We start from the raw sequence: 19,961 nt of genomic DNA on the forward strand, positions 1-19,961 counted from the left end.
AGGCGGCCCGATGAGCTCGACGATGGTGCTGTGCGCCAGTCACGCGCCCGGCATGGACCGGGACACCGAGGAGGCGCTGGGCCGGACGTTCCGCGCCGGAGTCGCCCGGGCGCGGGCCCGCATCGCCGAGTTCGAGCCGGAACTGGTCCTGCTCTTCGGTGGCGACCACCGGCGGGCGTTCAAGACGGTCGTGCCGGCGTTCGCGGTCGCCCTGAGCGCGAACCTGATGGCCGAGGGGGCCCAGCGGGCCGCCACCCTCGACGTGCCGCCGGACCTCGCGCGGGCGTTGAGTGAATCGTTGCTGCGCGCGGGGTTCGACGTCGCGGTGTGCCGGTCGGTGGAGCTGGACCACGCGTTCGGCCAGCCACTGGGGCACTACCTCGGCGGCGTGGACCGGGCGCCCGTGATCCCGATGCCGGTCAACTGCGCGGGCCCGCCGCTGCCCGCCCCGGCCAGGGTGCTCGCCTACGGTGCCGCGGTCGGGGACTTCCTGCGGACCGTGGACAAGCGGGTGCTGGTGATCGGCACCGGGGGCCTCGCGCACCACCCGGCGAGCCTCGACAACGACCGCTACGACATGTCCGACGACGAGCGGCGCACGCTGAACCAGAGCACCGCCGAGCAGGCCCGCGGCCGGATGAACCCCGGGTGGGATCAGCGGTTCCTCGCCGCGATGGAGGCCTGGGACACGGCCACGCTGATCGAGATGACCGAGAACTGCGAGGCCGAGGCGGGGGTCGGGGCGAACGAGGTCCGCACCTGGCTCGCCGCCGCGGCCACCGCCGGCGGGCGGGGGCTGCACACCGTGGTGTACGAACCGGTCCTCGAGTGGATCACCGGCATGGGCGCGATGACCTCCGCGCCCGTGGGCTAGGGATTGTTTCAGAGGTGGTTTGCGGGCCGGTGCGGGTAGCGGTGCGGGCTGACGGCCCACAGCAAGCGGCTCCGCCGCTCAGAAACACAACCCAAGGGAGACCCGATGGAGGATCTCGACTGCGACGTCGCCGTCGTGGGTGCGGGACCGGCCGGCGCGGTGCTGGCGAACCTGCTGGGACACGCGGGCGTGTCGGTGGCGCTGCTGGAGGCGCGGAAGACGGTCATCGGCCATCCGCGGGCCGTCGGCATCGACGACGAGGCCGTCCGCACGCTCCAGTCGGTCGGGCTCGCCCAGGTCGTGCTGGACAACTCCCTGCAGAACGCGCCGATCCGTTACCACGACTCGCGCGGACATGTACTCGCGCACGTGGCACCCAGCGCGCGGCCGTACGGGTGGCCGCGCCGGAACCTGTTCTACCAGCCCTTCCTCGAAGAACGCCTGCACGAACACCTCGCCGGCTACCCGGACGTGGTGTTCCGGACGGGCGCCGAGGTGACCGCACTGAGTCAGGATTCCGGCGGGGTGCGGTTGCGGGCCCGTGCGGACGACGGCGAGTTCGACGTGCGGGCCCGGTACGCGGTGGGCGCCGACGGCGGCCGCAGCTTCGTCCGCGGTGCGCTCGGCGTGGAGCTGCTCGGCGACACCGCGCCGGTGAAATGGCTCGTCGTGGACGTCGAGAAGGACACCTGGCACGCCCCGTACTCGGCGGTGTACACCTCGGCGTTCCGGCCCTGCATGACGATCCCGCTGCCCTTCGGGTACCGGCGGTTCGAGTTCCAGATCCGCGAGGAGGAGGACCCGGCCGCGATCAGCGACCCGGCGAGCGTGCAGCGCCTGCTGAAGCGGTTCTATCCCGACTCGCCGGTACCTCCCGTCGTGCGTGGTGACGTGTACTGGCACCACTCGCGCACCGCGGCGACGTTCGGGGTGGGCCGGGTGTTCCTGGCCGGGGACGCGGCACATCTGCAGCCCCCGTTCTTCGGCCAGGGCATGAACTCCGGCTTCCGCGACGTCACGAACCTCGCGTGGAAGCTGACGTCGGTGGTCGGCGGGCGGGCGAAGCCCGGGATCCTCGCCAGCTACGACAGCGAGCGCCGGCACAACGCCGCCGAGATGGTGCGGTTCGCCACCCGGATGGGCCGCATGTACAAGGCGCGCAGTGTGCTCACCGAGCGCGTGCGGAGCAGGTTCTTCGTCGGCGTCCAGCGGATTCCCGGCGCGCGGGACTACATCCTGCAGATGAAGTACAAGCCGGTGCCGCGCTACACCGACGGTCTCGTCGTCGGCGCCCGTGACGTCGACAAGGGATCGCTGGTGGGACGCGCGTTCCCGCAGCCGCCGGTGCGGACCGCGGCCGGGGAGAGCGCCCGTCTCGACGACGTGCTGGGCCCCCGCGTCGCGGTGGTGGGCCTGGTGTCGGACGCCGCGTCGGGCATCTCGGCGGGGACCGCGGAGCGGCTGCGCACCCACGGCGGGGTCGTGGTGCAGGTCCGGCCCGCGCGGGTGTACCGGCGGGAGAGCGCGTCGGCCACGGACCTGCCCGCCGAGCAGGTCGAGGTGTTCGACGTCGACGGCGGTCTGCGCGACCTGCTGCTGGCACGGCCCGCGGACGAGGTGTACGTGGTGCGCCCGGACCGGTACGTGGCCGCGGCCTGCCGCGCCGCCGATCTCGATCGCGTGCTGGGCGCCTTCCTGGCGCTGCTCGAGTCATGACGCCCGGGTACCTGCGGGCGACCGGTATCTGGGAGCTGGTGGCGCGAAGGGCGGCGCTGACCCCGGACGCGGTCCTGGCCTACGACGAACGGCGCCGCCGGCTGACCTTCGGCGAGCTGAAGTCCGCGGCGGAGCGGGCGGCGGCCGGGCTCGCCGAACGCGGCGTGGGCCGGGGGACCGTCGTGTCGTGGCAGCTGCCGAGCCGGTTCACCACCATCGTCCTGACCGTCGCGCTGTCGCGGCTGGGCGCGGTGCAGAACCCGCTGATCATGATGCTGCGGGAGCCGGAGGTCCGCTTCATCTGCGAGCAGGCGGGCAGCGCGTTACTGATCGTGCCGTCGGAGTTCCGCGGGTTCTCCCACCACGCGCTGGCCACATCGGTCGCGCGGGAGCTCCCCGGGCTGGACGTGCTCCTCGTGGACGGCGAACTGCCCGAAGGGGATCCGGCCGCGCTTCCACCGGTGGCCCCGGAACCCGAGGTGCGCTGGCTGTTCTACACCTCCGGCACGACCTCCGCACCCAAGGGCGCCCGGCACCGCGACGCCGGGTTGATCGCCGCTTCGGCGACGTACTGCGCCGCCCTGCGGCCGCGGCCCGAGGACCGGATCGCCGGGCTCGCCCCGATCGCACACGTCGGCGGCGTGCTGCACGTCCTGTCCGCCGTGCAGGCGGGCTGCTCGCTGGTCATCACCGACGTGTTCACCCCGCAGGAGACCGGCGACCTGCTGAGCGAGCTCGGCGTCACCCTGGGCGGCAACGGGGTTCCGTTCGCGCGGATGTTGATCCGCCGCCAGCTGGCGGAGCCGGGACGGCGGTTGTTCCCGCAGCTGAGGGCTTTCCTGGTCGGCGGGGCGCCGCGGACCCCGCAGCTGCACCGGCAGGTCCGGGACGTGCTGGGGGGCATCGGCATCGTGTCGGGGTACGGGCTGACCGAATGTCCTTACGTCGCTTGGGGAAGTCTCACCGACGGGGACGAGCGGCACGCCACCACCGAGGGCCGCGCCGGTCCCGGCACCGAGCTGCGGATCGTGCGGGAGGACGGCACGCCGGCCGACCCGGGTGAGCCGGGCGAGCTGTGGGTCAGGGCAGCCCAGCTCTGCCTGGGCTATGTGGACCCGGCGTCGAACGCCGAGGCGTTCGACGAGTCCGGGTTCTTCCGGACCGGCGACCTGGCGACGGTCGACGCCCAGGGCTACCTGACGATCACCGGCAGGCTCAAGGACGTGATCATCCGCAACATGGAGAACATCTCCGCGCGCGAGGTCGAGGACCACCTGCTCGGCTGTGCCGGGGTCGCGGACGCGGCGGTGATCGGGGTCCCCGACCCGGACACGGGGGAGCGGGTCTGCGCGGTGGTCGTCCCCGACGGACCGCCGCCCGAGCTGGCGGGGCTGTGTGCGCAGCTGCTCGCGCGGGGGCTGAACAAGCGGAAGCTGCCGGAACGGCTGGAGGTCGTCGCCGAGCTGCCGCGCAACGCCATGAACAAGGTCGTGAAGCGCGAGCTTCGCGACGCTTTCCGGTCCTGACGAACGGGAGACGGCTGTGGACCTCGATTTCTCACCGGCGCAGAAGGAGTTCCGCGAGGAGGTCCGGACGTGGCTCGCCGAGCACAAGCCGGCCGAGCCGCGCCCGCACGACGCGGCGGGGATCCGGGAGTACGACCTGGGCTGGCAGCGGACGCAGTACGAGGGCGGCTGGGCCGGGATCTCGTGGCCCGCGGAGTACGGCGGGCGCGGGCTCTCCCTGCTCGAACAGCTGGTCTGGTACGAGGAGTACGGCCGCGCGGGGCTGCCGAGCCTGGACAGCACCTTCGTGGGACTCAACCACGCTGGTCCCACGCTCATCGAGCGCGCCAACGCCGAACAGAAGGCGGCGCACCTGCCGCCGATCCTGCGTGGCGACGTGGTGTGGTGCCAGGGGTTCTCGGAACCGGAGGCGGGTTCGGACCTCGCGTCGCTGCGCACCCGGGGAGTCGTCGACGGGGACGAGCTGGTGGTGTCCGGGCAGAAGATCTGGACCAGCAACGCCAACCTCGCCGACTGGCAGGAGCTGCTGGTCCGCACCGACACCACGGTGCCCAAGCACCGGGGCATCACCTGGGTGGTCTGTGACATGCGCGCCCCTGGCATCGACGTGCGCCCGATCGAGACGATGGACGGCGAGCACGAGTTCTGCGAGGTCTTCTACGACGAGGTCCGCATCCCGCTGTCCCATGTGGTCGGTGCGGTGAACGAGGGCTGGAGCGTCGCGATGTCGACGCTGTCCTTCGAGCGGGGCACGGCGTTCACGGCCGGGCAGGTCAGGCTGGCGTCCACGGTGGAGCAGCTGATCGCGCTTGCCGCCGACCGCTCGGCGCTCGCCGACGACGAGCTGAGCCGGCGGCTGGCCGTCCTGCGTGCCGAGGTCGCCGCACTGCGGGCGATGACCTATTCGGCGATCTCGCGCAGCGCCCGGCGAGGGACACCGGGCCCCGAGGGCTCGATCGTGAAGCTGTACTTCTCGGAGCTGGAGAAGCGGGTGGCGCGGTTGTCGATGGACCTGCTCGGCGGCGACTCACTGCGTTTCCGGTCCCGCTGGCTGCCCGGCGGGTGGACCGGGGACTACCTGCACTCGTTCGCCTCGACCATCGGCGGTGGCACGTCGGAGGTCCAGCGCAACATCATCGGTGAGCGGGTGCTGGGCCTGCCCCGCTGAGCCAGTCCGCGTATCCGCGCACCACCAGCAGCCGCCCCAGGTCCTCGTCCTCGACCAGGTGGGAGAACCCGTTCTGCACGAGGAACGGGTCGGCCAGCTCGCCCTCGGCCGCGAGGACGCGGCAGGCCGGTACGCCGTGGGCGGTGAGGACGTCGATCCACTCGTCGACCGGCCGCCCGGCGAACGCCTCGCCCAGCGCTGAGCTGTCCACTGTGGACGCTGTGGCCCGGGCGAGCGGGCCGGGGTCCGTAGCGGCGATCGCGAGCCAGCCGTCCTTCGCCTGGTACAGCCGGTGCGTCGCGTCCGGGCCCGGGAAGTCGGGGCCGCCCCGGGCCGCGGACGGGCGGCCACGGAACGTGGTCAGCTCGGCCGACTGCAGGAAGGTCGAGGTGGCCGCGAGCGAAGCCGTGACGTGCTGTGCCCGTCCGCTCCTGGCGCGCTCGAACAACGCGGCGAGCACGCCGAACGCCGCGAGGGTGCCGGTGGCCACGTCGTTGACCGGCGCCGTCGAGGCCACCGGCTGACCGTCGCCGCCCTGCGCCGTCATCATCCCGCTGAGCGCCTGGACCACCGGGTCGAACCCGGGCAGGTCCGCCCAGGCGCCGGTGCGGCCGTAGGCCGACACCGAGCAGCGGACCAGCGCCGGGCTCGCCGCGGCGAGCACCTGCTCGCCGAGCCCGAGCCGATCGAGGCTGGCGGGACGCAGGTTGTCGACGAGCACGTCGGCGTCGGCGACGAGCCGCAGCAGGGCCTCGCGCCCGCCGGGGGAGCGCAGGTCCAGGCTCGTCAGGGTCTTCCCCTGGTTCACCGCGGCGAAGGACGCCGAGTACACCCGATAAGGGTCCCGCGCCGGTGGTTCGATCTTCTCCACCTGCGCACCGAAGTCGGCGAGGATCGCGCTCACGAACGGCGCCGCGAGGAACGTCGACAGGTCGAGCACGCGCAGCCCGGCCAGCGGCAGCCCGGTGGCCGGCCGGGCTTCGGTCCGGTCGCGGGGCGACTGCCAGAGCGCGTTGGGCGAGACCCGGGAAGCGAGGGCGCGCACGCCGCCCGGCGTCTGCGACAGGCTGACCGGGACGCCGGGCATGACCACCGGGCCGAGGGCGGGATGTGTCACCTCCAGGCGGGCGTTGTTGTGCGCGACGACCTCGCTGTCCATCCACTCGGCCCGGTCCGAGACCGGCGCGGCCGGTACCCCGGCTTCGGCGAGGACGCCCAGCCAGTGCGCGCACGGCTGCCGCGCGAAGGTCGCCGCCAGTTCGGCGCCCACCGCGTCGCCGACGCCGGGACGCAGGATGTTGGTGAACTCCCCGCCGACGTCCTCCCGCACCAGCAGGTCCATCCGGTCCACCGCGTCGAGCGCGCGGAAGAAGAAGTCGGGAGTGAGCGCGGCCAGGAAGAGCCAGCGGCCGTCGCCCGCCTGGTAGGTCCGGAAGTTGGGCGCGCCGCCCAGCTTCTTGCCCGCCGAGTAGATCCGTTCGACGTCGAGGCCTTCCATCATCATCGTGCCCTGGGCGGCGGCGGTCGCGTGCAGCCCGGTGACGACCACCGCGCGCCCGCCCCCGCCGACCAGCGCGGCGGCGACCGCGGTGGCACCGAGCGCGCCGTGGATGTAGTCGACCGTGGGCACCACCGGTGCCACCGGCCGGTCCTCGTTCGCGGGGAAGTGGGCGGCGAACCCGCCGACCGCGGCGAGCAGCAGCGGGTCCTGCGGCAGGCCGCTCCAACGGCCCCGGGCCGCGTAGGGCGGCAGCCACGCGTGCACGAGTCCCGGGTTCCGCCGGTGCAGGGTGGCGGGGTCGAGGCCGCGCCGTTCCAGCTCCCCGGGCCGCGCGTCGCTCAGCAGCACGTCACAGGCTTCGGCGAGACGGCGGACCTGCACCGCCGCCGCCCCGGGATCCGTGCCGGCAGGCTCGAGCAGTGCCTTGCCCCGGTCCCAGCACACCGTCCGCGGGTCGGCCGGATCGGCGGGTGGGGCGACTCGTGCCACCTCCGCGCCGAAGTCCGCCAGCAGCATGCCGGCCGTGCGGCCCGCGGTGCCCGTGGTCAGTTCCAGAACTCGTACGCCGGTGAACGGCCCGGTCCCGATAGTCGGTTCCACACCAAGGAGACTATTATTCTCGCACTGGAGACTGCAAACCTCGGCAAGGAGAACCATGACTTCTCGGGTGGCCGCGGCCGTCGAGCGCGCGCTGGACGGGCGCCAGCGGGAGGCGACCGAGGAGGTCGAGCGGATTCTCACGGCCGCGGTGACGGTGATGGAGCGGGTCGCGCCGGCCGCGCCCCGCGTCAGCGACATCGTCGCGGAGGCCGGCACCTCGAACAAGGCGTTCTACCGGTACTTCTCCGGCAAGGACGATCTGATCCTGGCCGTCATGGAGCGCGGCGTCGCCATCGTGGCCTCGTACCTGGAGCATCAGATGGCGAAGGAGGGCGATCCGGCGCGCAAGGTCGCCCGCTGGGTGGAGGGTGTCCTCGCCCAGGTCGGCAAGCCGAAGCTCACCCGGGCCAGCCGGGCGGTCACCACGCAGCTCGCGGCCACCGCGGAAAGCCGGGTCGCCGACGTGCAGATCACCCAGCCGCTGCGCGAGCTGCTGCTGTCGGCGATCGAGCCCCTCGGCGGCGCCGATCCCGAGCGCGACACCGACGCGGTGTTCGCCACCGTGGTCGCGACGCTGCGCCGTCACCTCGCGCTCGACAGCCAGCCGGAGCCGGGCGACGTCGAGCACCTGGTCTCCTTCTGCGTCAAGGGGATCGGGGCCGCCCGGAAGCGCCGCGCCTGACGCGGGCGGCGTCCGCCGCGGCGTTCGGCGGCTGTCGGACCGCGCACCGCCTCCGGCGACCACCGGCAAGGTCGTCATCGAGCCGGGGGAGTGGCCTCCCCGGTCACCGCGTCGGTCCGCGCCCCGGCGAGCCGGGCGGAACCCCGATGCGTGAACACATAGTGCCTGCGGTCGCGGACCGCCTCGACGAAGCGGTCCGCCACCTCCCCGGGGCTGATCCCGCTGAGGTTGCGCACTGTGTCCACATCGGACAGCGACTCGCCGAGCCGGGTGGTAACCTGCCCAGGCAGCAGCACGCTCACCCCGACGTCGTGGCCGTCCCGGTTCAGCTGCAGCCGCAGGGTGTCCGCGATGGACAGCAGTGCGTGCTTGGTCGCGTAGTAGGCGGGCATCGTCGCGCTGGTGGTCACCGCCGCCATGGACGCGGTGATGCCGACGTGGCCGGGCGGATGCTCCAGGATTCGCGGGACGAAGGCGCGCAGCGTCGACACGACACCGAGCAGGTTCACGTCGATCACCTGCCGCCAGGCGGCGTCGGGCACCTCCCACAGCCGTTCTCCGAGCGGGCCGATGATGCCCGCGTTCGCGCAGATGAGATGAACCGCCCCGAACTCCCGCTCGGTGCGCTCCGCGAACGCCGCCAGCTGTGCCGGATCCGAGACGTCGACGGGCATCGCGAGGACGCCGGGAATCCTGCGCCGCACGTCGGCGAGGCGCTCGGCGTGCACGTCGCCGACCGCCACCCGGCAGCCCAGCGAAGCCAGCCGCCCGGCCAGTGCCAGGCCGATCCCGCTGCCGCCGCCGGTGACGGCGGCGACCTTGCCCTCGAAGTTCACAGGCTGCCGACCTCCAGCTCCAGCTTGGCCTTCGCCTCCGCGAGCCTGGTCGGGATGTGCTCGGACGGCCAGAGCGACTCGCTGGGCCGGTAGCCCTTGAGCACCTCGCGCGCGACGGTCACCTTGTGCACCTCGGTGGGGCCGTCCGCGAGCCCCAGCACGGGAGCCGTGACCCACATGTGTGCCAGCGGCAGCTCGTTGGACACCCCGAGCGCGCCGTGCACCTGGATCGCCCGCTGCACGATGTCGTGCAGCACGGCCGGGGTGAGCGCCTTGATCGCCGCGATGTCCTTGCGCACCCGCCGGTAGTCGTTGTACTGGTCGATCTGCCACGCCACGTTGAGCACGAACAACCGGAACTGCCGCAGCTGCGCGTAGGAGTCGGCGACGTACTCCTGCACCTTCTGCTTGTCGGCGAGCGCCGAACCCTTGGTCTGCCGACTCAGCGCGCGTTCGCACAGCATGTCCAGCGCGCGCTGGGCGAGGCCGACCGTGCGCATCGCGTGGTGCACGCGACCGCCGCCGAGCCGGGTCTGCGCGACCGCGAAGGCGCCGCCCTCTTCGCCGAGCAGGCTGTCGGCGGGCACGCGGACGTTGTCGTAGTGGATCAGCGCGTGCGAGCCGTCCTCGGCGGGCTCGAACATGAGCCCCACGTTGCGGACGATCTCCACGCCGGGCGTGTCCCGGGGCAGCAGGAACATCGACATGCCGCGGTAGGGGCCCGCCTCGGGGTTCGTGACCGCCATGACGATGAGGAACTCCGCCCAGCGGGCGTTGGAGGAGAAGAACTTCCAGCCGTTGATGACCCAGTGGTCGCCGTCGCGCACCGCCCGGGTGGTGAACTGGGCCGGGTCGGCGCCCGCCTGCGGCTCGGTCATCGAGTAGCAGGAGAAGATCTCACCGGCCAGCAACGGTTCCAGATAGCGCCGTTTCTGTTCCGGTGTCCCGAAATGCGCGATGATCTCGGCGTTGCCGGTGTCCGGGGCCTGGGTCCCGAAGATCACCGGCGCCCAGCTGGACCGGCCGAGGATCTCGTTGAGCAGCGCCAGCTTCAGCTGCCCGTACCCCTTTCCGCCCAGCTCGGGACCGAGGTGAGCTGCCCACAGGCCCTGGTCCCGCACGGCCTGCTTGAGCGGTTCGACGATCTTGCGCCGTTCGGGGGTGAGCGGCTGGTAGTTCATCGGCGCGGGCCAGACGAGGTCGATCGGCTCGACCTCCTCGCGGACGAACGTCGCGGCCCAGTCCAGCTTCTCCTGGAACTCGGGCTCGGTGCTGAAGTCCCATGCCATGGGAGGTTCTCCTCGCGGGTTAAGGGATGCCGCCGTCGGCGCGCAGGATGGAGCCGGTGGTGTAGCTGGAGGCGTCGCTCGCCAGGAACAGGGCCGCGCCGATGATCTCCTCGGGCTGCCCGCCGCGGCGCAGCGCGTGCCGCTGCAGGCCTTCCTCGACGCGCTCGAGATCCCACGCCTTGCTGATGTCGGTGAAGAACGGGCCCGCCATCAGGCAGTTCACCCGCACCGTCGGGCCGAACGCGTGCGCGAAGCCCTCGGTGATGGCGTTCAGCCCGGCCTTCGCGGCGGAATACGGCAGGATGTTCGGCGTCGGGCGGATCGAGCCGGTGCTGCTCACGTTGACGATCGAACCGCCACCGTCGGCGACCATCCGGGTGCCGATCAGCGCGGTGAGCCGGAACGGGCCCTTGAGGTTGAGGTTGACGACGCTGTCCCACATCTTCTCGGTGACGTCGGTTGGCTCGTCGTAGAGCAGCGACATGCCGGCGTTGTTGACCAGCACGTCGACCTTGCCGAACCGCTCGTAGGCGGCGTCGACCAGGCCGTCGAGCTCGTCCCAGTGCCCGAGGTGGCAGCCGTGGGCGAGGGCCTGGCGGCCGGTGGTCGCGGTGACCTCCTTCGCCAGTGCCTCGCAGTTGTCCAGGCGGCGGCTGGTGATGACCACGTCGGCGCCGGCCTGGGCGAACGCGAGCACCATCTCGCGGCCCAGGCCCCGGCTGCCGCCGGTGACGAGCGCGACCTTGCCGGTCAGGTCGAAGCGGTCGAACGGGGGCGTGTTCATGTCAGCGACGTGCTCCTCGTCAGCTCGGCGGCCTTGCGGAGCAGTTCGAGGACGATGCCGTCGAAACGCGCGACCCGCGGGTCGCCGCCGCTCGCGGCCGCCCTGGCGACGCTCTGCTCCAGCACGACGGCGAGCTTGAACCTGGCGAGGATGACGTAGTAGTCGATGTCCTCGACGCCGCGTCCGCTCACGGTGGCGTAGTGCTCGAGCAGGTCGTCCCGCGAGGGCATGCCGGCGTAGTCGAGGTAGCGGGACTCGGTCATGTCGTCGCCCTCGGGCGGCCAGGCGATCAGGGCCCAGCCGAGGTCGAGCAGGGGGTCGCCGATCGTGGCCATCTCCCAGTCCACGATCGCCGCCAGCCGGGCCGGTGCCCCGTGGCCGTACATCACGTTCGCGAACTGGTAGTCGCCGTGCAGGATGCCCGGCCGGTAGTCGCGGGGCCGGTGCGTGCGCAGCCAGTCGGCCGCGACCTCCAGTCCGGGCAGCTCGCGGAACGCGTAGCTGTCCAAATACGACAGCCACCGGTCCACCTGCCGGTCGTGGAAGCCGTCGGGCCGGCCGAAGCCCTCGAGGCCGCCGGCCCGCCAGTCGACCCGGGAGAGCCGGGCGATGCCGTCGACCAGTTGCGTGGCCAGCCCGGCGCGGGCCTCGAGGTCGGTGTCGAACGGGGCGGCCCAGCCACCCTGCATGGGCGACCAGCCGTCGACGTGGTCCATCACGTAGAACGGCTGGCCGAGGATCCCAGTATCGGTGGTGGCCGCGTGTACCCGGGCATGGGGGACGTCGGTGCCGGCGAGTGCCCGCACCAGCTCGTACTCGCGCAGCATCCGCGCGGCCCGCTCGGGGGACGCGTGGCTCGGTGCGGCTCGCAGCACCAGCCGCTCGGCGCCGCTGCGCAGCTCGTACAGCTGGTTCTGCGAACCACCTGGTATCCGGGCGACGACCAGGTCCCCGTCACCGCCGGGCAACCCCTGCTCGCCGAGCCAGCGGCTCAGCCGGTGCACGTCCGGCGCAGACCGGACGGCTGTGTCTTCGTTGCTCACGTTCGGAGAATAGTGTTCTCTGCGCTGAGACCGCAATACTCGGAAGTGAGAACCGGAGGTCTTCGTTTAGCAGTAGCAATCATTGTGGTCCACAACGCTCGGTCGGGACGATTTCTGGCACCTTGTACATTTCGACCGTCCAGTTGGTTAGGCGTTTTCTACCTGGTAGATCGTCTCGATTCGGCGACGCTATTTACACCGGCACGAGGTTGTTCTAACGTCTCGTGCACATCGGGCCCGGCCGTGTCCGGCGGCACGAGCGAGAACTGAGGTTCAACGATGACCCATCTGGTTTTTCTCCTGCTCGGATTAGGGAACGGCGCCGTCTTCGGTGCGCTGGCCCTCGCCCTCGTCCTCACCTACCGCAGCTCCGGAGTGCTCAACTTCGGCACCAGTGCCATCGCGCTGCACGCCGCCTACGTCTACGCGTTCCTGCGCCAGGGCAAACTGCTGCTGCTCGTGCCGGGTCTGCCCGTGAGCGTCGACATCGGCGACCCGCTGTCGTTCATCCCCGCACTGATCGTGACGCTGGTGGTGTCCTCGCTGTTCGGGCTCGTCCTCTACGTGCTGATCTTCCGGCCGCTGCGCACGGCGCCACCGGTCGCCAAGGCGGTGGCCGCGCTGGGGGTGTCCCTTGTGGTCAGCGGGATCGTCGCCGAGCGGCTCGGCACGACTCCGGTGGCGGTCAAGCCGATCTTTCCGACCGAGCTGTGGAAGTTCGGCACCCTGCGGATGTCCTCGGACCGGATCTACTTCGCGCTCACGATCCTCGTCGTGGCCGCGTTGCTCGGGCTGGTCTTCCGCTACACCAGGTTCGGTCTCGCGACCCGGGCTTCGGCGGAAAGCGAGCGCGGGGCCTACCTCAGCGGGGTCTCGCCGGACCGGGTGGCGGCCTACAACTGGATGCTCAGCTCGGCGATCGCCGGCCTGTCCGGCATCCTCATCGCGCCGATCGTGCCGCTGGTCCCGCTGGCCTACACGTTGTTCATCGTGCCCGCACTGGCCGCGGCGATCCTCGCCCGCTTCCAGCTGGTGTTCGTCGCCGCCGCGGCCGGCCTCGTGATCGGCATGCTGCAGTCGGAGACGCAGTACCTGCAGACGCACCTGAGCTGGCTGCCCAAGTCGGGCCTTCCCGAACTCGTGCCGCTGGTGCTGATCCTGCTCGTGCTCGTCGTCCGGGCGCGACCGCTGCCGACCCGCGGCGCGCTGATCCTGCGCACCCTCGGTCGCGCGCCACGGCCGAGACTCGTCATACCCATGGCCGTGCTCGGGGTGATCGTGGTGGTGGCGGCGCTGTTCGTGCTGCAGGACCGGTTCCGCGCCGGGCTCATCGTCAGCCTGATCATGGCGATCATCGCGCTCTCGGTCGTCGTGGTCAGCGGCTACGCCGGACAGCTGTCACTGGCGCAGCTCACCCTCGCCGGGGCCGCCGGGTTCGTCCTCGGCCCGCTCGGCAACGACCTGCACCTGCCCTTCCCGCTCGCCCCGTTGCTCGCCGCTGTCGCGGCCGCAGTGCTGGGTGTGGTGATCGGCCTGCCCGCGCTGCGCATCCGCGGGCTGACCGTCGCGGTGGTGACCCTGGCGCTCGCCTTCGCACTGGAAGCGTTCTGGTTCCGCAATCTCGACTTCGTGAGCAGTTCCGGCGTCGCCATCCCCGAGCCGGAGCTGTTCGGGTGGGATCTCGGGATCGGCGCCGGGCTCGCGTATCCGCGCGTGACCTTCGGCATCCTCTGCCTGCTCGTGCTCGTCGTCGTCGCGATGGGCGTGGCCTGGCTGCGCCGCAGCGGACTCGGTTCGCAGATGCTCGCCATCCGGGCGAACGAGCGGGCCGCCGCGGCGGCCGGGGTGAACGTGGTGCGGGTGAAGATCGTGGTGTTCGCGATCGCGGCCTTCATCGCCGGACTCGGCGGGGCGTTGCTGGCCTACCAGCAGCGGACGATCACCTACGACGCGTTCTCGGCGGTCTCCGGGCTGAGCCTGTTCGCCACCGTGTACCTGGCCGGGATCACCTCGATCTCCGGTGGCATCCTCGCCGGTTTCTGCGCCACCGGCGGGCTGGTGTTCATCATCGTCGACGAGGTCGTCGGCACCGGCGGCTGGTACGTGGTCGTGTCGAGCGTGCTGCTGATCCTGACGGTGATCATGAACCCGGAGGGCATCGTCGGGCCCGCACACCAGAAGCTCGCGGCCGTCCGGGCGAAACGGGAAACGGCGGTGGCGCCGGTGGAATCCCCGCCCGAGCCGGTCCCGCTCCGGTCGGAGAAGCCGGGCCGTGCCGATCTGCTGTCCGTGCGGGGCCTGGGCGTGCACTACGGCGGCGTGGTCGCGGTGGACGATGTGACCTTCGACGTGGCGGGCGGGACGATCGTCGGCCTGATCGGGCCGAACGGCGCCGGCAAGACCACCCTGCTCGACGCGGTCAGCGGTTTCGCCGAGCACACCGGCACGGTCGTGCTCGACGGCCGTTCGCTCGAAGACCTCGCACCGCACGAGCGGGTCCGGGCCGGCCTCGGCCGCACGTTCCAGGCACTGGAGCTCTACGACGACCTCAGCGTCGAGGAGAACGTGGCGGTCGGCCTGACCGCGTCGCACGGTCGTCGCGAACGGCCACCGGAAGAGGCGCTGCGCCGGGTCTTCTCGCTGCTGGATCTGGCGTCGCTGCGCACCCGTCCCGCGGGCGAGCTGTCCCAGGGGCAGCGCCAGCTGGTGTCCATCGCCAGGGCACTGGTGGGACAGCCGCGCGTGCTGCTGCTCGACGAGCCCGCGGGCGGGCTCGACACCGCCGAGAGCACCTGGCTCGGCGAACGACTGAAGGTCATCCGCGACAGTGGGGTCACGATCATCATGGTCGATCACGACATGGGTCTCGTGCTGAGCCTGTGCGACGAGGTCCGGGTGCTCAACTTCGGCAAGGTCATCGCCGCGGGCACCCCCGCCGAGATCCGGGCCGACCGGGAGGTCGCGGCGGCCTACCTGGGCAGCACGCCCGAGGCGGCGACGGCATGAGCGCCGCGCTGGAATGCCGGGGGCTGGTGGCCGGGCACGGTCCGGTCCCGGTCCTGCGGCCACTGGACCTGACCGTCGAGCACGGCACCGTCCTCGCCGTGCTCGGCCCCAACGGCGCCGGCAAGACCACGCTGCTCAACACGCTCGCCGGGCTGCTGCCACGGCTCGGCGGCGAGGTGCTGGTCGACGGAAAACCGTTGCCCCGCGGGAGACCTCGCGCGGCGAACCGCGCCGGGCTGATCCTCGTGCCCGATGACAGGGCGCTGTTCACGACCCTCACCGTGCGGGAGAACCTGACCCTCGCCCGCCGCGCCGGCGCCCCGACGCTCGACGAGGTGCTCGACATGTTCCCGGCACTGCGCGAGCGCCTCGGCGTCGCCGCCGGCGCGCTCTCCGGCGGCGAGCAGCAGATGCTGGCCGTCGCGCGCGGGCTCGTGCAGAAGCCCGAGGTGCTGCTCATCGACGAGATGAGCATGGGGCTGGCGCCGGTGATCGTCGAGGAGCTGCTGCCGGTGGTGCGGCGGATCGTGGACGAGACCGGGGCCGTGGTGGTGCTCGTCGAACAACACGTGCGGCTCGCGCTGGAGGTCGCCGACAACGCGATCGTCCTGGTGCACGGGGACGTCACGCTCGCCGGGCCCGCAACCGGACTCGCCGCCGACCGGCGGCGGCTCGAAGCCGCCTATCTCGGTGGTGTCGAGGCGGGTGCGGCCTGAGCCGCAGCCGCCATACTTCGAAGAAAGGTCCAACCGACATGGGAGCCGGATCCACACAACGACGTGTCCGGGCCGTTGTCCCGGCCTTGCTGGCCGCGACGGTGCTGGTCCTCAGTGCCTGTAGCGGCGGCAGTTCGAACTCCGCCGCGGACACCGCCGACACGACGGCGGCGCTCGGCACGCCGGACAAGGCCACGGGCACGCCCGTGACGCTGGGCATGATCAGCGACGGCAAGGGCACCGCCATCGACCAGAGCGCGGAGATCCAGGGCGCGCAGGCGGCGGTCGGCTACATCAACGACTACCTCGGCGGCCTCGGCGGGCATCCGATCGACCTCAAGGTGTGCGAGACGAAGAACTCGCCGGCCCAAGCCACCGACTGCGCCAACCAGATGGTCAGCGCCAAGGTGTCGGGCGTCGTCGCGGGCACCCTGGCCGAGGCGGACCAGGTGATCTCCGTGCTCTCCGCGGCGAAGATCCCCGCGTTCTTCTCGCAGGCGGCGTCGAAGCTCGGGCTCTCCACCCCGGGCGTGTTCTCGATGACCAACGCCATCAACTACTTCAGCACGCCCGCGGCCTACGCGAAGCAGCAGGGCTACCAGAAGGCCACGATGGTCGTCATCGACGTGCCGGGTGCGAGCGGTCCCGCGAAGCAGATCGGGACCTTGTTGTTCGGCAACGCGAAAATCGCGTACAACGTCGTGCCGATCGCGCCGGGCACGGCCGACATGACGCCGCAGATCCAGGCGGCCGAGGGCGACAGCCCGCAGATGTACGTGCTGCTCGGTGACGCCACCTTCTGCAGCAGTGCGATCAAGGCGCTGCGCACCCTCGGCGTGAACGCGACCATCGCCGCGTCGGAGACGTGCGTCAGCAAGGACGCGAGCGCCTCGATCCCGGGCGGCTACCAAGGGGTCAAGGTGATCGCGAGCCTCGAGTTCAACGCCGACGACCCGGAGTACAAGACCTTCAAGGCCGCGCTGGCCCGCTACGGCGGCGGTACGGCCCCCGCGTCGATCCCGGGCATCGGCTACACGGTGACCCTGGCGCTGGCGAGGGCCGCGAACGCGGCGAAGATCCAGGACACCTCGGCGGCGGGCCTGCTGGCCGCGGTGCAGTCCGCGCCCCCGGTCCCGTACCCGCTCAACGGCGGTGCGACGTTCCAGTGCAACGGCAAGGCGGTCTCGTTGTCGCCGAACATCTGCAGCGCCAACGGGATCATCGCGGACGCCGCGGACGACGGCAGCCTGTCGAACTACCAGGTGGTGCAGGCGAGCGAGCTGTTCAAGACCGGCGGCTGAACCGGAGCCGGCAGCGGGGCACGTCCGGTCCGGGCGTGCCCCGCTTTCGTCAGCCGCGCAGGAACGTCTCCAGTGCAGGGACGGGGCGCTCGACGCTGCCGGGCACCCAGCCCGCGTCGATCTTGCGGGGACCGGCACCGTCGGGGGCCCAGATGTGACAGCTGCCCAGTGGCAGCGGAACCGGTCCCGCCGACTCCTCCGGCTGGTTCAGCCGGGCGTGGGCGACGCGTTCGCTCGCCGTGCGCACCACGGCCGGGCCGATCGCCCGGGCCAGTTCGCCCAGGTGCGCACAGCCGGACACCCCGCCGAGCCGGCGGCGCAGCTCACGCGTGAACCCGCGGCGCACGGAGATTCCTGCCAGGCGGGCGAAAGCGGGCGCGATGAGGGGACATTCGCTGTGCGGGAAGGAAGCCATGCCCGCCTCGGCGGCCGTGATCACGAGATCCGGCAGGTGCACGGTGACGCCGAGGGTCATGTCGTGGATCCGCTGCTGACCGGGCTCGGCCCACGGGATCTGGTCGGTCAGCCTGCCCACCACCGTGAAGTGCTCGTCGTCGAGGGCGTAGGAGTCCATGATGATGCTGCGCCGGTGGACCGCCTCGGCGGGCGGGGGCGGCACGGCGGGCAGTCGGTCGGTCAAGGGGGTGGCTCCTTCACTTCAGCAGGTGGCGGGCGACGACCATGCGTTGCACCTCGGTCGCCCCTTCTCCGAGCCGCTTGACCCGCAGGTCCCGGAACCAGCGTTCCAGCGGCATCTCCCGGGACAGTCCGAGCGCGCCGAACAGCTGCACGCAGCGGTCCAGCACGCGGAACGCGGTCTCGGTCGCGTACAGCTTGGCGGCCGAGGCGTCGACGCGGACGTCGCGGCCGAGGTCGGCGTTCCACGCGGCCTGATACGTCAGCAGGCGGGCCGCGCGCAGCTCGATCTCGCTGTCGGCCAGCATCCACTGGACGCCTTGCTTGTCCGACAGCCGCGAGCCGAACACCGCGCGGTCCTTGACCCACTCGACGGTCATCTCCAGCGCCTGCTGCGCGATGCCGATCGGGCCTGCCGCGTACAGGATCCGGCCCCGCACCAGGAAGTCCGACGCGAGCGCGAAGCCCGCGCCCTCCGCGCCGATCCGGTTGCCGACCGGGATCTCGGCGTCGTCGAACCGCAGCTCGGCGGGGGAGAAGGAGTTCATCACCTCGATCGGCACCATGCTCAGGCCCGGGGTGTCCCGCTCGACGACGAAACAGCTGATCCCGCCGCGCTCGCCCTGCTCGCCGGTGCGCGCGTAGACCACGCCCCAGTCGGCCGTCAGCGCGTGGCTGGTCCACAGCTTCGTGCCGTTGAGGACGTAGTGGTCGCCGCGGCGTTCGGCTCGGCAGCGAATGGCGCGGGCGGGGTCCGAACCGCCGGAGCTCTCGCTGATCGCCGTGTACGCCTTGCCCGTACGCCCTTCGATGATGGGCCGGGCGAAGCGCTCGAACTGCTCCGGGCTCGCCTTGAACAGCACGCTCGGCGGGTTGCCGCCGAACGCCCCCGCGGCCGGGAAGAACGCGCCCATCCGGCATTTGGCGGCCTCCTCGGCAACCACGACCTGGCCGAGCACGCTGAGCCCGGCACCGCCGTACTCGGCGGGCGTCTGCAGCGCCCACAGCCCCAGCTCGCGCGCTTTCTCTTGCAGCGGAAGCAAGAGCTCGGGCGGCAGACCCGCCGCGTCGTGCTCGAGCTTGTCCTCCAGCGGCCGCACCTCGGTCGCCATGAAGCGCCGGACGGTCTCGGCCAGCAGGCGGAACTCCTCCGGCAGCTCCCAGGCGCCGGTGGGCGGCTCGTGCTCAGGCATGCGGGCTCCAGTCGCGCAGAACGGTGGCCACGGTCGCCGGGCCGCTGCCCGGTACCCGGGCCGGGGTCCGGGAGAAGCGAGGTGCCGGTGCGGGCTCGAGAACGCCGCCGGCCTCGACGAGCGCGTTGCGCGCCGACATGTGCGGGTGCGCGGGAACCTCGTCGAAGGCGAGTACCGGTGTCACGCAGGCGTCGGTGTCCTCGAAGACGGCCGTCCACTCGGCGCGGGTCTTCGCCGCGAACGCCTCGGTGAAGGCCTCGCGCAGCATCGGCCAGCCCGACTCGTCCGGCTGCGCGGGCAGTGCGGCCGGATCGAGGCCGAGCCCGGTGACGAACTCCTGGTAGAACTTCGGTTCCAGCGCGCCGACCGCCATGTAGCCGCCGTCGGCGGTCTCGTAGACGTCGTAGAACGGCGCGCCGCCGTCGAGCCGGTTGGTGCCGCGCTCGTCTCGCCATCGTCCCGCGCCGCGCAGGGACCAGATCGCCTGGGCGAGGCTGCAGGTGCCGTCCACGATCGCCGCGTCGACCACCTGCCCGCGCCCCGACGCCTGGCGCTCCACGAGCGCGGCGAGGATGCCGAGTGCGAGGTAGAGCGAGCCGCCACCGAAGTCGCCGACCAGGTTCAGCGGCGGGACCGGCCGTTCGCCCGCGCGCCCGATGGCGTGCAGCACGCCGGTGAGCCCGATGTAGTTGATGTCGTGCCCGGCGCGTTCGGCCAGCGGCCCCTCCCGGCCCCAGCCGGTCATCCGGGCGTACACCAGCCGCGGGTTGCGTGGCGCGCAGTCGTCCGGGCCGAGCCCGAGCCGTTCGGCCACGCCCGGGCGGAACCCTTCGACGAGCACGTCGGCACGTGCGGCGAGGCCGAGGACGGCGTCGCGGTCGCGGGGGTCCTTCAGGTCGGCTTCGACGATCCGCCTGCCGCGTCGCTGCCCGCCGGCGCCAGGGCGGCGCACCTGGACGACGTCGGCGCCGAGGTCGGCCAGCAGCATCGCGGCGTGCGGGCCGGGCCCCATGCCGGCCAGCTCGACGACCCGGGTGCCGGTGAGCGGACCGCCTTCTCCCTGCGTCATGTGCTCGACCATAACTGACCC

Annotated in this window: 16 protein-coding genes; 8 read left to right on the forward strand and 8 right to left on the reverse strand. The window is 71.8% G+C overall.

Annotated elements, in window-relative coordinates:
* Nucleotides 1-10: 10 nt before the first annotated feature.
* From LWP59_RS17050 to LWP59_RS17065, 4 genes are all read left to right on the forward strand, one after another.
* On the forward strand, nt 11-874 hold the full coding sequence (locus tag LWP59_RS17050) for a 3-carboxyethylcatechol 2,3-dioxygenase (RefSeq protein ID WP_222425392.1): 864 nt from the start codon (nt 11-13) through the stop codon (nt 872-874).
* A 105-nt stretch (nt 875-979) separates the two neighbouring features.
* Nucleotides 980-2,590: a bifunctional 3-(3-hydroxy-phenyl)propionate/3-hydroxycinnamic acid hydroxylase gene (locus LWP59_RS17055; RefSeq protein ID WP_144632189.1), complete on the forward strand. Its 1,611-nt coding sequence runs from the start codon at nt 980-982 to the stop codon at nt 2,588-2,590.
* On the forward strand, nt 2,587-4,116 hold the full coding sequence (locus LWP59_RS17060; protein ID WP_144632187.1) for a class I adenylate-forming enzyme family protein: 1,530 nt from the start codon (nt 2,587-2,589) through the stop codon (nt 4,114-4,116). The genes LWP59_RS17055 and LWP59_RS17060 overlap by 4 nt, the downstream gene beginning before the upstream one ends.
* A gap of 16 nt (nt 4,117-4,132) precedes the next feature.
* Nucleotides 4,133-5,284 (forward strand): acyl-CoA dehydrogenase family protein, encoded by a 1,152-nt coding sequence (locus tag LWP59_RS17065; RefSeq protein ID WP_144632185.1) that lies wholly within the window; start codon nt 4,133-4,135, stop codon nt 5,282-5,284.
* Here the strand turns inward: LWP59_RS17065 and LWP59_RS17070 are convergent.
* Complete coding sequence (locus LWP59_RS17070) at nt 5,250-7,385, reverse strand: CaiB/BaiF CoA-transferase family protein (protein ID WP_186382992.1); 2,136 nt, start codon at nt 7,383-7,385, stop codon at nt 5,250-5,252. The genes LWP59_RS17065 and LWP59_RS17070 overlap by 35 nt on opposite strands.
* A 55-nt stretch (nt 7,386-7,440) precedes the next feature.
* On the opposite strand from LWP59_RS17070, the gene LWP59_RS17075 reads away from it, so the two are divergent.
* Complete coding sequence (locus LWP59_RS17075) at nt 7,441-8,067, forward strand: TetR/AcrR family transcriptional regulator (RefSeq protein WP_144632181.1); 627 nt, start codon at nt 7,441-7,443, stop codon at nt 8,065-8,067.
* Nucleotides 8,068-8,141: 74 nt separating this feature from the next.
* Here LWP59_RS17075 and LWP59_RS17080 read toward each other — a convergent pair whose 3' ends face one another.
* The 4 genes from LWP59_RS17080 to LWP59_RS17095 are packed head-to-tail and all read right to left on the reverse strand — an operon-like array spanning nt 8,142 to nt 12,019.
* Entirely contained in the window at nt 8,142-8,903 is a 762-nt protein-coding gene (locus LWP59_RS17080) for an SDR family oxidoreductase (RefSeq protein WP_186382991.1), read from the reverse strand.
* Nucleotides 8,900-10,192 carry an acyl-CoA dehydrogenase family protein gene (locus LWP59_RS17085; RefSeq protein WP_144632178.1) on the reverse strand — a complete coding sequence of 431 codons (1,293 nt, stop codon included), beginning with the start codon at nt 10,190-10,192 and terminating at the stop codon, nt 8,900-8,902. Before LWP59_RS17085 ends, LWP59_RS17080 begins: the two co-directional genes overlap by 4 nt.
* Nucleotides 10,193-10,211: 19 nt before the next feature.
* Nucleotides 10,212-10,976 carry an SDR family NAD(P)-dependent oxidoreductase gene (locus LWP59_RS17090; RefSeq protein ID WP_144632175.1) on the reverse strand — a complete coding sequence of 255 codons (765 nt, stop codon included), beginning with the start codon at nt 10,974-10,976 and terminating at the stop codon, nt 10,212-10,214.
* Nucleotides 10,973-12,019 (reverse strand): phosphotransferase family protein, encoded by a 1,047-nt coding sequence (locus LWP59_RS17095; RefSeq protein WP_144632172.1) that lies wholly within the window; start codon nt 12,017-12,019, stop codon nt 10,973-10,975. Before LWP59_RS17095 ends, LWP59_RS17090 begins: the two co-directional genes overlap by 4 nt.
* 279 nt (nt 12,020-12,298) lie before the next feature.
* Here LWP59_RS17095 and LWP59_RS17100 point away from each other — a divergent pair, with 279 nt between their 5' ends.
* Genes LWP59_RS17100 through LWP59_RS17110 form a run of 3 tightly spaced genes read left to right on the forward strand, consistent with a single transcriptional unit; the run spans nt 12,299 to nt 17,042 of the window.
* Nucleotides 12,299-15,025 carry a branched-chain amino acid ABC transporter permease/ATP-binding protein gene (locus tag LWP59_RS17100; RefSeq protein WP_144632169.1) on the forward strand — a complete coding sequence of 909 codons (2,727 nt, stop codon included), beginning with the start codon at nt 12,299-12,301 and terminating at the stop codon, nt 15,023-15,025.
* A complete protein-coding gene (locus LWP59_RS17105; RefSeq protein WP_144632166.1) occupies nt 15,022-15,741 on the forward strand; it encodes an ABC transporter ATP-binding protein in 720 nt (239 codons plus the stop codon). The genes LWP59_RS17100 and LWP59_RS17105 overlap by 4 nt, the downstream gene beginning before the upstream one ends.
* 38 nt (nt 15,742-15,779) lie before the next feature.
* The gene (locus tag LWP59_RS17110) at nt 15,780-17,042 is read left to right on the forward strand and encodes an ABC transporter substrate-binding protein (RefSeq protein WP_144632163.1); all 1,263 of its coding nucleotides are present in this window, start codon (nt 15,780-15,782) and stop codon (nt 17,040-17,042) included.
* Between the two features lie 49 nt (nt 17,043-17,091).
* Here the strand turns inward: LWP59_RS17110 and LWP59_RS17115 are convergent, their stop codons facing one another.
* Genes LWP59_RS17115 through LWP59_RS17125 form a run of 3 tightly spaced genes read right to left on the reverse strand, consistent with a single transcriptional unit; the run spans nt 17,092 to nt 19,940 of the window.
* Nucleotides 17,092-17,682, reverse strand: a complete 591-nt coding sequence (locus tag LWP59_RS17115; protein ID WP_222425391.1) for a DUF2889 domain-containing protein — start codon at nt 17,680-17,682, stop codon at nt 17,092-17,094.
* A gap of 13 nt (nt 17,683-17,695) precedes the next feature.
* The gene (locus LWP59_RS17120) at nt 17,696-18,871 is read right to left on the reverse strand and encodes an acyl-CoA dehydrogenase family protein (RefSeq protein ID WP_144632160.1); all 1,176 of its coding nucleotides are present in this window, start codon (nt 18,869-18,871) and stop codon (nt 17,696-17,698) included.
* Nucleotides 18,864-19,940: a CaiB/BaiF CoA transferase family protein gene (locus LWP59_RS17125; protein ID WP_144632158.1), complete on the reverse strand. Its 1,077-nt coding sequence runs from the start codon at nt 19,938-19,940 to the stop codon at nt 18,864-18,866. The genes LWP59_RS17120 and LWP59_RS17125 overlap by 8 nt, the downstream gene beginning before the upstream one ends.
* Between the last annotated feature and the right edge of the window lie 21 nt (nt 19,941-19,961).

This window comes from Amycolatopsis acidiphila (assembly GCF_021391495.1).
Lineage (GTDB): Bacteria > Actinomycetota > Actinomycetes > Mycobacteriales > Pseudonocardiaceae > Amycolatopsis_E > Amycolatopsis_E acidiphila.